General features: G+C 48.2%; 10 protein-coding genes. 5 read left to right on the top strand and 5 right to left on the bottom strand.

Features of this window, described 5'->3' with window-relative positions; genetic code table 11:
- Window positions 1-7: 7 nt before the first annotated feature.
- A complete protein-coding gene (locus BZG75_RS03020; protein WP_077460856.1) occupies window positions 8-1603 on the bottom strand; it encodes a methyl-accepting chemotaxis protein in 1596 nt (531 codons plus the stop codon).
- A 338-nt stretch (window positions 1604-1941) separates the two neighbouring features.
- Between BZG75_RS03020 and BZG75_RS03025 the strand changes: the two genes are divergently transcribed.
- Together BZG75_RS03025 and yddG are read left to right on the top strand one after the other, a co-directional pair.
- Window positions 1942-5685 carry an EAL domain-containing protein gene (locus tag BZG75_RS03025; protein ID WP_077460855.1) on the top strand — a complete coding sequence of 1248 codons (3744 nt, stop codon included), beginning with the start codon at window positions 1942-1944 and terminating at the stop codon, window positions 5683-5685.
- 57 nt (window positions 5686-5742) lie between these two features.
- Window positions 5743-6657, top strand: coding sequence for an aromatic amino acid DMT transporter YddG (gene yddG / locus BZG75_RS03030; RefSeq protein ID WP_077460854.1), 915 nt, complete (start codon window positions 5743-5745; stop codon window positions 6655-6657).
- A gap of 38 nt (window positions 6658-6695) precedes the next feature.
- On the opposite strand, the gene BZG75_RS03035 is transcribed toward yddG, so the two are convergent.
- The 4 genes from BZG75_RS03035 to BZG75_RS03050 all read right to left on the bottom strand — a co-directional run bounded on the left by BZG75_RS03035 (window position 6696) and on the right by BZG75_RS03050 (window position 10401).
- A complete protein-coding gene (locus BZG75_RS03035) occupies window positions 6696-7484 on the bottom strand; it encodes an iron ABC transporter ATP-binding protein (protein WP_077460853.1) in 789 nt (262 codons plus the stop codon).
- 5 nt (window positions 7485-7489) lie between these two features.
- A complete protein-coding gene (locus BZG75_RS03040; protein WP_021023771.1) occupies window positions 7490-8437 on the bottom strand; it encodes an iron chelate uptake ABC transporter family permease subunit in 948 nt (315 codons plus the stop codon).
- On the bottom strand, window positions 8430-9350 hold the full coding sequence (locus BZG75_RS03045; protein WP_025744503.1) for an ABC transporter permease: 921 nt from the start codon (window positions 9348-9350) through the stop codon (window positions 8430-8432). The genes BZG75_RS03040 and BZG75_RS03045 overlap by 8 nt, the downstream gene beginning before the upstream one ends.
- 136 nt (window positions 9351-9486) lie before the next feature.
- Window positions 9487-10401 carry a siderophore ABC transporter substrate-binding protein gene (locus BZG75_RS03050; protein ID WP_021023773.1) on the bottom strand — a complete coding sequence of 305 codons (915 nt, stop codon included), beginning with the start codon at window positions 10399-10401 and terminating at the stop codon, window positions 9487-9489.
- A gap of 481 nt (window positions 10402-10882) precedes the next feature.
- Here BZG75_RS03050 and BZG75_RS03055 point away from each other — a divergent pair, with 481 nt between their 5' ends.
- From BZG75_RS03055 to BZG75_RS03065, 3 genes are read left to right on the top strand one after another with little or no spacing between them, the layout of a single operon-like run.
- Entirely contained in the window at window positions 10883-11053 is a 171-nt protein-coding gene (locus tag BZG75_RS03055; RefSeq protein ID WP_021023774.1) for a XapX domain-containing protein, read from the top strand.
- 22 nt (window positions 11054-11075) lie between these two features.
- Window positions 11076-11786, top strand: a complete 711-nt coding sequence (deoD, locus tag BZG75_RS03060; protein WP_077460852.1) for a purine-nucleoside phosphorylase — start codon at window positions 11076-11078, stop codon at window positions 11784-11786.
- 18 nt (window positions 11787-11804) lie between these two features.
- A complete protein-coding gene (locus BZG75_RS03065) occupies window positions 11805-13271 on the top strand; it encodes a lactate dehydrogenase (protein WP_028569712.1) in 1467 nt (488 codons plus the stop codon).
- The last annotated feature ends 102 nt before the right edge of the window (window positions 13272-13373 follow it).

A 13373-nucleotide genomic window follows, 5' to 3' on the forward strand; every position in this document is an offset into this window, starting at 1 on the left:
TTTTCGCTCATTCTGCTGATACCGGTGGGTAGTATCCCATTCTCACTGCGCCCCAATGTTTACCTGCAACAAAGAGCGGGACAGAAAGGTCATGCATGACTTCACCGGTATCGCGCTTATAGGTTTGCAGCAGCATGGTATCAGTATGTTGCCCACAACGCCTACCTGTACGGTCATCAAATAAGCGTTTAGTCCGGTTACCGGTGATATCTTGCGCATAATCACCGGTTAATGGCTGACAAAAACGTTGATTATGCGTAGGAACATAACCGTTCGTGTCATTGGCTATCACGTAAACAATATTGTCATCGATGTCCAAAATAGGCTCTTGAATCGGCGGTAATAATCGATCACAAAACGTATCGAAACGGGTGGTGTATTTTTGTGGATGCGTATTGGCAATGGGTTGATAGTGGCGGTCAAACAAATCGGAAGGACTAATCTCGCCCTTCGCAAGGGCCTGTTCAAAAGCCGCTTCAATCCGATCTCGACATACACTCGCCGCTTTGAAAAAACGCTGATGAGGGCTAGCATCGGAGAGCTCAGCAAAAACCGCATTGGTTTTTTCTGCGGTATCCATTAATCCCTCGGCTTCTTTACTCAAGACCGTGACTTGCTCATCACTGATTTCAAGTCCAGATCGGACCTGTACCAGCGCGGATGCAATTTGCTCTAAACTGGCGCTATTCTGTGATGACCCATGGGCTATCTCTTTTACCGCTTCTTCAACCTGATCGGCTCCCGAAGAAAGCTCGGTTAAAATGTGCCCGACACGCTCAACATTTTCAGTGCCTGACTCGACATCGGATGACAAGGCTTGAATATGTGCCATCACATTACTCGACTCTGCCATAATGTGTTTTATGATTGTCGCGACTTCACTTGTGCTCTGTGAAGTCCGCTGCGCAAGCTGTCGTACTTCATCAGCCACCACCGCAAAACCACGCCCCTGCTCACCAGCTCGAGCGGCTTCTATTGCGGCATTTAATGCCAGCAAGTTTGTTTGTTCGGCGATATCATCAATAACTTGTGCGACGGCACTGACTTTATTGACGTTGGCGTCCAGAGCTTCAATTCGCGCAACCGTTTCGGCGGTTTTTTGGTTAATATCTCGCATCTCAGCAATGGATGCGGTCAGTTCATTTACACCCTGCTGACTAAGATCCCGCATACGAGTCACTTGCTCAACCGATTCAGTCTCGACTTGGCAAGCACGCGAAAGAGTTTGCTCAATATGTTGCGCTTTATCGGTAATCTCTACCACCGCAGAAAACTGCTCTGTCAAACGAGCCGTTAAAATGTCAGAGCGATGCGAGACTTCTGCGGCCGTCATCGCGTTCATTGTGGCACGCGTTGCTAATCGTCCAACGGTTTCAGTAGGAATGTCTAGTGTAGCGTTTTCAACTGCAGATTCTTGCTCGTGTCGCGGGAACAGATAGAGCTTTACGGCAAGACCTATGCCCACAGCTTGACAGGCCAATATCAACACAACCCATGTAAATTGCGCCGATACTACAACCCATCCTCCAAATATAGACAGCGCACAAACGACGCCAAATGCGACCCAAAATCCCATTTTGTTATCCACTACGATCCTTGTCATTTTCCACCTATAATCCTTATCTTTGGAACGGATTAGCACACTCAGTACGCTAAAAACCTAACGGTTACAGACACCTGCTAATACCGAGAGACTTTCAGCCTTGGTCCATTACAGATGCCATATTTTTTGGGTCATCGCGGTGAACACGATCAAATTTAGACTAAAGCCGTATGTCTAACATCTTGGGGATTAACTGTTGCGACGCAGTTGCGATACAAAAATAAATGCGACTCATAAACATCGAGAGTGTCTTTGTATGATAATTACCACAAACGTGATTAAATCCCACGCAAAATGCGCTAAGCTCTCCCTAGATTATTGTTATTAATGAGAGAACCATGATCCCCCATCGACGAATTCGCCAATCGATTCAGGCCTTTTTTATTTTAGTCACGATGAGCTTTTCGCTGGTATGGTTCTCATTAGCGGTGCTGCCAGAAAGCGAACAATTCGCCGTGATTTGGTACGTATCGGCTGCCGGCGCATTCGGGTTTAGCTGCTTTTCAGGCTACGTGAGGCTTGTCGCAGCCGCAGGCTTTTTCACCGGCGTCTTTTATGCCGATACCATGATGGGGATTCCCGCTTCACTCAGTGCCAGCATGGCGGCTGTCAACACTGCAACCGCCGGATTAGGTTGCACCATTTACCGATTAACGTACAAACGTTACGGTAACCCGTTCGAGAGTATGTGGCCCTTTATTCGAGGTTTAGCGCCCACACTTATCATCAGCCCTCTATTTGGTGCGACACTCGGTGCCAGTGTTCAGTCAATAGGAACCCATCAACCGTTCGATTACTTAGTACTTCGGTGGTTTATTAGCGAATTTGTCGGTTTTGTCGCCCTATTTCCTCTCTTGTTAGTCGTCAAAGAGAACCTCAGCGAACGACCTAATGATCGACTTGCGAAATCGAGCACGTTTTGGATCGCCTTGATAGCCCTGTGCTTGGCCGCGATCAGTACAATCAGCCTGTTGTTATATCTTTCACCTCACCCGTTTTTGGCGCTCACAGCGCTGTTTTTGTTGGCGGCAACACTGCAAAGTCGTCTGATTGGTTTAGGCTGTATCGCGTTAACATTACTAAGCTTTGACATTTTATCCGCCCTCGGTGCACTGACATTTCAAGTAGAAGCGGATCAAAAAGCCTCACTGTCTCGCATGGCGATGGCTGGTGCCGCCATGATGGTCGGGGTGATAATGACACAATTCGCATATAGCTATCGACGTCATCAAAAGCATCATCTGGAGCAACATGCGTTATTAACCCAAGCGATGCATAACTCCCTTATTGGTATGGCCATACTCGACCCTCGCGGCATCGTTCAAGACGCTAACGCGAGCCTTGCGCAGTTTTTTGCCTGTGAACCGCGTGTATTGCTTGGCTCCCATGTTTCTATTTTTACCCGCGAGCAAGATCAAGCGGCATTAAAAGACTATTTTAATGAACTGATCATGGGTCATACCGATAATAAACGGCTGGAGAAGCGCTTCCTGCGCGCGGATGGGGAGCAAGTATGGGGAAGGCTCTCTGTCACTGCGGTCCGTGACAAACATGCCGGCCATGTGACGCATCTCATCAGTCAAGTCGAAGACATTAATGCACTGAAAGCGGCACAGAGAGAGCAAAAACGCTGGCTAGAACGTTGGCGTTTTGCTTTAGATATCAACAAACTCGCCGTATTTGAACTGAATGTTCATACTGGCGTTATTTTGTTTTCAGGTTGGTCGGCGCCACTATTGGGGATCAGTGCAAAAAGCATCCAAACCTACCAAGCCTGGACCGCCCGAATCCATCCAGACGATTTACACGGCTGGGAGCAAGCCATGCGCCTGCTGGTTGAAGGGCGTACTGATCGTATGATCGAAGTATTTCGCTTTCAAAATGATCAGGGAGATTACCGATATCTACGGCAAGCGTCGGCGCGACAAACCGGTGAAGAGACAGAAACCGTGCTAAGTACGGTAATCGATGTCACCGAACAGCACCTAGCCAACCAACAAACCGATACCTTACGCCGCCGCCTTGAAGCCGCGACCAAAGCGGCTAACATTGGTATTTGGGAGTACAACGTCGCAGACGACACGCTCGAATGGGATGCGCAGATGTATGCGCTCTACGATATACCCGTCTCTGACGGTAAAGAAACATTGGCCACTTGGCAACATCGCCTCCATCCAGATGATGCCGATAGGGTCAAGCGTATACTCGGCAAAGCCCTCAAATATCAACAACGTATCGATACCCAATTCCGGATTCTCGATACTCACGGTCGAGCGCGTTACCTGCGTGCCCTTGCCAGTGTACAAATCGATGATAGCGGCAATACCATACGATTGATTGGCGCCAACTGGGACAATACTGAAATCAATGAACTCAACCAAACCCTTGCCCAAGAGCGCGAACAATTAAACGTAGTGATGAATTCCATCAACGATGCCGTAATCACCACCGACGACCAGGGTCATTTGGCCTATCTCAACCATACGGCGCAGCGACTGACTCTCAATGGTGAGGCTCGACCCCTTGGACAAACCATCGACGACATTTTCCAACTGTATCGTCAACAACAGCGCGTGTTGCTTTCGAGTTTACATAACAATCAAACCGCGACCTTTTTTGAAACACAGATAAAAGATGCCTACCAGCTTGTGTTAGCCAATGAGGAGCGCGTCTATGTCTCCGTGGCAGTATCGCCGTTAACCAGTCATCAAGGCTATGTGTATATTTTACGTGATGTGTCTGAAGAACATGCGTTAATGGCGCAACTCGACTACAACGCTAACCACGATCCACTGACACATTTACCGAACCGCCGGGCCTTTGAAACCATCATGGAAAGGCACCTTACACAACACCATGACGATACCCCGTCGGTACTTGCCTTTGTCGATCTCGACCTGTTCAAAATCATCAACGATTCTGTCGGCCACCATGCGGGCGACGATGTTCTCTGCCAAGTGTCTCAAGCATTGGCTGATAACATTCGCAGTGATGACACCGTTGCACGACTCGGCGGCGACGAATTTGCAGTCCTCCTCACACACTGCAATATGCGGGATGCCAAACAGACAATTGCCGATTTAATCAGTCGGCTCGAGAATCTATCTTTTTCTTATGAAGAGCGGATTTTCGCCATCAGTGCCAGCGTCGGCTTAGTCAATATCGGTGATGACGCCTTAACTCTGTCCGACTTAATGAGCCGCGCTGACGTTGCCATGTATGAAGCGAAGTCAGCGGGCCGTGGACAAATCGTCGACTATAACGATATATCAGGCTTCGCCCAAGGCCGCCACAACGATATGCAAATGGTCGGAAAAATTACCCGCGCATTGGCTGAGGATCGATTTACCCTGTATGGTCAACAAGTCGCTCCCGCGAAAGGACCAACCATTGAACACTGGTATGAACTATTAGTGCGGATGATTGACACGGATGGCAATATCATGAATCCGGGGCAATTTATCCCCGCCGCAGAGACCTTTGGTTACATTCGTGACATTGATGCGTGGGTGGCCAACTATGTGCTCAATACTCGCGCCCAAGAATTGGCCGACTCTGGCCTTAAATTTAATCTCAACCTCTCCGCGCACTCAATCAGCGATCCCAAGTTCCAAACACATTTGAAAGCCCTGTTAGCCTCATCCGTCTTTCCCGCTGAGCGCTTGTGCTTCGAGATCACAGAGTCAGCCTTAATTAGCCACTTAAATACCGCCGTTTCATTTATCGATGAGTTACGCGCCTATGGGGCTCACATCGCACTAGATGATTTTGGCGCCGGCCTATGTTCTTTCCATTACTTGAAACTCTTTAACGTTGATGTCGTGAAAGTGGATGGCCAGTTCGTTGCCAACCTCACCGATAACGAAAACGACATTGACCGAGTGATCCTCGAATCTATCGTCAGTATCTGTGACACCATGGGGTATAAAACTGTCGCGGAGTGGGTGTCTGATGAAGAAAAACTCGCGCGCGTACAAGAGATCGGCATTCATTATGTGCAAGGGTTTTTAATCGACTATCCCACGCCACTTGATACCTTGCTTGCCAACAAAGTATCGAACAAACAAAAAGGTGCTGAATAGGGTTGCGAGACGCCGAAAAGATAGGCAATTTAAGCTTTTTTGCTTGGACTGCCTGTTATGAATCAATACACGCTTGCAGGGTGTGGTGCAATCCTACTGTGGAGCAGCAATGTCGCATTGATCCGCCACGTGACCGAATTACTTGGCCCTGTAGGTGGCGCTGCCGCCATTTATACTATCGCGGCGCTCTGCTTAGTGGTTTTTGTCGGTACGCCCAAACTCAGCGATTTTCCACGTCGCTACTTGATTGTCGGCGGCGTGTTATTCGTGGTCTACGAATTATGCTTGTCGTTATCCCTAGCATGGGCTAATACGCGCACACAAGCGATCGAAATGGGCGTCATTAACTATTTGTGGCCGTGCTTAACCGTCTTCTTTTCCGTGCTTATTACTCGCCAAAAAGTCAGCCTTTGGCTTTATCCTGCCTTAATGATCGCGTTTTTAGGCGTTATCTGGACAGTAGGCGGCAAACAGGGGGTTTCTTGGCATCATTTAGTCGCCAATATTCACTCAAACCCATTGAGCTATATCCTGGCTTTCAGTGGCGCCATCATTTGGGCCATATATTGTAATCTGACCCGCATGAGTGCGCAGGGAAAAAACGGCATCACGTGGTTCTTTATAGCAACGGCCATCACACTCTGGGTCGGTTTTGCACTCTCTGATGCGCCTGCGCTTTCCGGTTCTTGGTCGGAGGCAGTTTATGTGCTCGTGGCCGGTGCGGCAATGGGAGGAGGTTACGGGCTGTGGAACCTTGGTATTCTTAAGGGCAATTTGGTGTTCTTAGCAACCTTATCTTATTTTATCCCGATCCTATCAACGTTTTTATCAGCGATTCTCTTGTCGACCGAGCTGACGCTCTCCTTCTGGCAAGGCGTGGCGATGGTGACACTCGGCTCATTGGCAAGCTGGTGGCTGACGCGAGCGCCGACCACCAGCAACAAGACCTCGAGTACCGCTAAATCACACTAGTGACGATGTATCCAGCCGCTCTTGCGGCTGGATACAGTTTACTGTGCCAAAGCTAACGCCGGTGTTGCCGCGCCATAATAGAGGCAAATACGCTGACCATTGATTTGTTCAACCTCAAACTCAATCTCGTAAATACGCTCCATCACTGGCTTGGTCACCACCTCATCAACGGGACCGCTCGATACCACTTCACCATCTTTCATCGCGACCATATTGTCCGCATAACAAGCGCTAAAGTTAATATCGTGCATCACGACCACCACGGCCTTGTTATATCGATGTGCCAGGTCTCTGACCGTCTTCATGATCGCCACCGAGTGACGAATATCGAGATTATTAAGCGGTTCATCAAGAAAGATATAATCGGTGTTTTGTGCCACCACCATCGCGATGAATGCCATCTGCCGTTGGCCCCCACTTAATTGATCAATAAAGCGGTCTTGTAACTCCGTTAATCCTAATTGAGCTAACGCTTCATCAATCACCGTATCATCATCTGCAGTCAGTCGCCCTTTAGAGTGGGGAAAACGACCAAATGCCACGAGCTCACGAACACGAAAGCGCATATTGACATTATTCGCCTGCCGCAACACCGCCAGCCTTTTTGCTAATGCCTCATTGCTCCATTCACTGAGCGGTTTATCGCCAATCAAGACTTCACCTGCATCACTGTCAGTGAGTCGACTCGCCATAGAGAGCAGCGTACTTTTCCCCGCACCATTTGGACCAATTATCGCGGTCACTTTACCCGGTGGGAACAACGCACTGGCCTGATTTACCACCTGGGTTTGCCCGTAGGCTTTCGACAATCCAATTAATTCAATCATAATGGTTAAAACTTGTTTTTCGTTAGCAGGTACAAGAAATAGCTTCCACCAACAAAGTTAATAATCACACTGACAGTGGTTTCAAACCCGAACCACTGCTCAACAACATACTGACCGGTTAACAACAAAAAAACTGCCAATACACTGGTCGCAAGAATCAAAAAACGATGCTGATAGCTCACAAACATTTGCCGAGCAAGGCTGACCACAATCAAACCAAAGAACAATACAGGCCCGACCAAAGCCGTCGATACCGCAATCATGATGGCGATGATCACCATCACCTTCAGTGTCAGTCCGCGCATATCGACGCCTAAACTGGTGGCATTATCTTCACCAAGTAAGCAAACATCCAGCTGATTGGCATAGCGGTAAAGCGCCAACAAACACAGCCCTAACACCGGCACACTGATATACACCAGATCGCGATTCGCATTGTTGAAACTGGCAAACATGGCATCTTGAAGTACCGCAAATTCACTGGGGTCAACTAATAAGGTGAAAAACTGGCTAACACTGCCAAACACACTCCCGAGTACGATACCAATTAACAGCAAGGTATAGACGTTAGCGCGATGCCGACGAAAATACAGCGTAAATAGCACGCTCGCCGTCACCGTCATCAATGCCACACTCACCGCAAAGTTTAAATAGGCATTCACCAAAAACAGACTGGTTGAACCAAAGATCACCAGTAACAGGGTTTGCAATAAGACGTACAAACTATCAAAACCAAGAATTGAGGGCGTCAATATTCGATTATTGGTGATGGTTTGAAACACTAATGAAGAGGCCGATATTGCGATCGCTGCCAGCGCAATCGAAAGCACCTTCGGCGTACGCCTAGAAAGAAAGTAAGCATAATTATCCGCGGTAAGGCCATGCCCTAAGAAATAACCGGCGACCAGTAAAACGCCCACCGCAACAAGAGAAAGTTTGAGTCCATCACGCATTGGCTTTATCCCTCATCACTAAGTAGATAAAGACCACACCACCCAAAATCGAAATGATCATGGCAATAGGGACTTCATAAGGGAAGATAATTACGCGGCCTAAAATATCGCAACTTAAGACCAGTACCACCCCCCAAAAGGCGGTCCAAGGCAAATTACGCTTAATGTTATCGCCCATGAACAATGAGACAACATTCGGCACAATCAGGCCAAGAAAAGGGATCACACCGACGATCATCACCACGGCCGACGACAACAAGGCAACCACCATGACACCAAACAGCACCACTTTTTGATAATCCAAACCAATATTCTTGGCGAAGCTTTCTCCAATACTGGCGGCGCTAAATTGGCTCGCATAGGCATAGGCCACGGCACATACAGGCATGGCAACAAACAAGATTTCATAATTCCCCGCCAACACCGATGAAAAATTGGCCACCGTCCACGCTTGTAAGGTTTGAATCAAATCGTATTTGTAAGCCAGGAACTGAGTAAGAGACGAAACCACGTTGCCGTACATAATCCCGATCAAAGGAACAAGCACGGTATTTTTAAATTTGAGGCGCTGTAAGAAACGGACAAATAGCCAAGTACCTGCCATCGCCGTACCGACAATCACGGTCAGGTCAAGCCATTGGTTTGCACCACTAAAAACCACGAGCGTAACCACATAGCCAAGCAGCGCACAATCAATAGTGCCCGTGGTATCTGGGGAGGCAAAGCGGTTTTGACAAATCTGCTGCATAATCAGGCCGGCCACACTCAGCCCAGCCCCGGCAAGACAAATAGCCAGCAGGCGCGGAATACGACTGGTGGTAAAAATGGTCCAGGCTTCTGAATCACCGGCCCACAAACTATCCAAAGAAACGTGGGCGACACCGATAGATATCGACAATAGCGCCAGCACCATAAGGATAGGAATAGAAAGATACTTCACAACACGACTACCGTTGGGTCTGAAACCACAAAGACCCGGGAGAAGCCCGGGTCAACTTTTATCTGTAAAAAAGCGATCTATAAAGAAAGCGATGCGTCATCAAAAACGATTAAAGTACGCGATTGACATCGTCGATCATTTTATCCATCGCCGTCATCCCAGCCATGGTGATATACCAAGCGGTTGGATCTAAGTAGCTGATACGTTGATTTTGGTGCGCCGGTGTCTTATTTACCAATGGGTTATCGAAACGCGCTTTGGCTTTTCCCTGTCCCTCACCAATCGCTTGCTCACGATCAAGCACCAGCAACACATCTGGATTGGCATCGGCAATGTATTCAAAAGAAATCAGGTTGCCGTGAGAGCCAGCCACTTCTACGTCATCACTTTTCGCAGGTTTTAGTCCCAGCTCGTCAAAAACCAGACCAAAGCGGCTTTTCTCACCAAACATCGCCACTTTACTGCCGTTGCTCATCACCATAAGCGCGTTGAAGTTATCTGCCACCGCTTTTTCATGTGTTTGTGCAATTTTGGTATTTACCTGGTCGATAATGGCTTCCACTTTTTCTTGTTTGTCGAAGACATTACCCAGCATGCGCCAGTTTTGCTGAACACTCTGCCAATAATGGTCATAATCGGCTTGGAACATAATGGTTGGCGCAATTTCTTCTAATTCACTCATCAGCGACGCCATACGCGCCTCTGCGATGATCAAATCCGGTTTCGCCGTAAAGATTGCCTCATAATCAGGCTCTTTAACGGTCCCTACCGCTACATACTTATCATCTTGGTAAGTTTTTGCTAAGTAATCTGGCATCAATGATTTCACCACACCTACAGGTTCAACCCCCAGGCGGTCAAGCACATCGAGGCTGCCTTGCCCAAGCACAACCACACGCTGCGGCACACCGTCAATCTCAACGGTGCCCATGGCATGGTGGATGGTTTTTGCAGCAGCGTGACCACTTAATACCAAAGAAACGGTTAAAAGAATGAATTGGAAAAATGAACGAAAAGCTTGCATAGCCCTTTCCTCGCAAAAATTGATGGCAGCATGCTAACGCAGTTAAAACGCCAAGTCACGAATAGAAGTGAGAATTATTCATATTCATAACTCTATTGATAAAGCCGGATCAACACACCATCACGATAAGGGCGTCAGTTACTAAAACTGTTTTGATCTTGCGCAAAATAAAGACAGATATCAGCCAGTGTTGTGTCTATTTCCCGTTTTTATCCGCGAATAAACCATCGAATCGGACCTATTTGGTTACAACGCAAGCGATTGCACCGACACTATCAACATATTTAGTAATCATTGGCCGGTTTACGGGTTAACATGGATATAGTTGTGATCAAGATCGCGCGGATATATGCGCTGGTTACATACACTAGACTCATCTCGAGCGGTATGACTGAAACGATAATTAAAGACAGCTAAGACTGTCGCAAATTCGGTACCGGATTGAGCTGAACTGCATCTAACGAGTTGTTTGAGGGTTATAATGAACGAAATTTTACTTGCGGTCGTCGCTGGCGCCATTGTTGGCTTTTTCTTCAGCGCGATCAAGTTACCATTGCCTGCTCCCCCGGTGATTTCTGGGATCATGGGCATCGTTGGTATCTACCTTGGCGGCATGGCTTATCAAGCCGTGATCGAACGCTTTTTCTCTTAACTTTAGATAATTGGAGCACACTATGGCTACCCCACATATTAACGCTGCAGACGGCGCATTTGCTGAAACAGTCCTGATGCCAGGTGATCCACTGCGCGCGCAGTACATTGCCGAAAACTTTCTAGAAAACGCGGAACTGGTCACTGATGTCCGTAATATGTTCGGTTACACCGGCACTTACAAAGGCAAAAAAGTATCGGTAATGGGTCACGGTATGGGTATCCCATCGTGCTCCATCTACGTCCATGAGCTGATCAAAGATTACGGTGTTAAAAACGTCATTCGCGTCGGCAGCTGTGGCGCAGTAAAAGATGATGTCAAACTGATGGACGTGATCGTTGCACAAGGCGCTTCCACCGACTCAAAAGTAAACCGCACCCGTTTTGCCGATCATGACTTCGCCGCTATTTGTGATTTCCATCTTATGGAAACTGCCGTTGGTGAAGCGCGTAAACAAAACGTCTCTGTGCGCGTTGGTAACGTATTCTCTGCGGATCTCTTTTACAGCCCAGAAGCCGATCTGTTCAACAAAATGGACAAACTTGGCATTCTTGCCGTTGATATGGAAGCAGCGGGTATCTACGGTGTTGCTGCAGAGCTAAACGCGCGTGCTCTCACCATTCTGACCGTGTCTGACCACATTATTCGTGGTGAAGCACTGAGCTCAGATGAGCGTCAAAAGTCGTTTAATGAAATGATGACTGTCTCGCTCGAGACCGCGATCAACCTGTAAATGTGGGTTGGAGGAAACGTGCCAAGCGGTAAACTGCCACCCGCTGCCGGTCAATTGCAGCTGAATTTTTGTAAAACCTTGACCTGTCCTAACTTTGGGTCAATGGATGAGCAAGATTATTTGGTTCAGCGCTCTAATCCGGCACGCCCAACGCTAGTATGCCGAGAATGCGGGGCGTTTCCTCCTCTGCTCAACAACCAGCAAGTTCATGCCGAGTTGATAGCCCAACGTCAACTCCATGCAGATGGACTATGTGCCTGTACCAACCCCGCCTGTGAGCACTTAGGTAAGCCAGTCTTAACCTACCGTCACTGTTACCATGCCTTTGGCTACAGCGGCGATAGACAACGTTATCGGTGTAAAGGCTGTCAAAGTACCTTTGTCGACCGTTGGTCTGGGATTAACAAAAAGAGTGAGCTGCAACAAAAGTTGCTGGCCTTCCTTTTCACGGGCCATACCGTGCGAGAGATCTGTCGTCGGCTTTCTCTCAATCCAAAGACCTTTTATGATCACCTGAATCAAATAGCTGCGCGTTGTCGACAAAAACTTGCCGCGTACGACACACGCTTTTTATCTGATACCTCAACAGGCCACCTCGCGAGTGTTCATGCACCGCTGCAACCTAACAGCGAAAATGGCGTACAATGGCTAGCGACCGGAGAGGCGCATAGCGGCTATATTTTGCTTCAAGATGTCAACTATCATTCGTATGATCATGACCATCTCACCGAGCATCATGACCCGTATCAAGACGCTTGCCGCTTTATGGCGACCACCAATGCAGGCCAGCGCTCGGAGCCAACACCGCGCCCTGACGGCTTACTGGGTCGCGTTGACGCAAAATACCGAGAGGTGTTTTCACGCTCAAATGTGGAAGACCCTTACACCCAGCCGTTGCACTTTATTTACCCTAATCGTGGTACCCTGATTCGTCCTCAGTACACCACCTATGCCCATTATTTAAACCTCAAGCCTTTTATTGATCATTGGCAACACATTGTGGTGTTTTCTCCGCAGGAGCCCTTATTGCGCTCGGCTTGTTTATCCGTTTTTGAAGCCGATATTCGTGACAAACGGGTAAGCCATGTTTACGTCGAGCAAGATCCTTATTGGCAACCCGGCTCAGAGCCAGAAAAAATTGATATTGTGTTACTCAGTTGGTGGCGCGATCGCTGGGCGTTTACGCGTAGCGGTGCAGGGAGCAAAGCCATTTGCGATCATGGGCAAAATAAGGGCAGAGAAGCCTATTGGTTAACCCATGCAAGCTGTGATGCGATGAAGAAATATCAACAACACTTCCATCAGCAATTTGCACTGTTGGTTAATGAGCCACGACGCCGATTACGCCCTGGAGGGTTACTGCCGTTACTTGATATTTACCGTGCCTGGCACAATTTGTGTTGGCAAGATCACGCCCACGTCACGCCTGCTCAGCGTCTTGGATTAACCGATCGCCCGCTCACACTCGCGGACCTCATGCTTTAACGTCTCACCGCCCGATTGTTATCGATAGTTCAACCTAACGCCCGCGTCGTCTCCCTTGACGATATCGCTGTTTCGCGTTATTTATCTCGATACTAAAAATCC

Origin of the sequence: Salinivibrio sp. AR640 (assembly GCF_001995405.1) — a bacterium.
GTDB lineage: Bacteria > Pseudomonadota > Gammaproteobacteria > Enterobacterales > Vibrionaceae > Salinivibrio > Salinivibrio costicola.

What these genes read in the sequence shown, in the direction of transcription:
- BZG75_RS03020 (WP_077460856.1), bottom strand. Translation starts at nt 1,603, where the DNA reads ATGACAAGGATCGTAGTGGATAACAAAATGGGATTTTGGGTCGCATTT.
- BZG75_RS03025 (WP_077460855.1), top strand. Translation starts at nt 1,942, where the DNA reads ATGATCCCCCATCGACGAATTCGCCAATCGATTCAGGCCTTTTTTATT.
- yddG (WP_077460854.1), top strand. Translation starts at nt 5,743, where the DNA reads ATGAATCAATACACGCTTGCAGGGTGTGGTGCAATCCTACTGTGGAGC.
- BZG75_RS03035 (WP_077460853.1), bottom strand. Translation starts at nt 7,484, where the DNA reads ATGATTGAATTAATTGGATTGTCGAAAGCCTACGGGCAAACCCAGGTG.
- BZG75_RS03040 (WP_021023771.1), bottom strand. Translation starts at nt 8,437, where the DNA reads ATGCGTGATGGACTCAAACTTTCTCTTGTTGCGGTGGGCGTTTTACTG.
- BZG75_RS03045 (WP_025744503.1), bottom strand. Translation starts at nt 9,350, where the DNA reads ATGGTGCTGGCGCTATTGTCGATATCTATCGGTGTCGCCCACGTTTCT.
- BZG75_RS03050 (WP_021023773.1), bottom strand. Translation starts at nt 10,401, where the DNA reads ATGCAAGCTTTTCGTTCATTTTTCCAATTCATTCTTTTAACCGTTTCT.
- BZG75_RS03055 (WP_021023774.1), top strand. Translation starts at nt 10,883, where the DNA reads ATGAACGAAATTTTACTTGCGGTCGTCGCTGGCGCCATTGTTGGCTTT.
- deoD (WP_077460852.1), top strand. Translation starts at nt 11,076, where the DNA reads ATGGCTACCCCACATATTAACGCTGCAGACGGCGCATTTGCTGAAACA.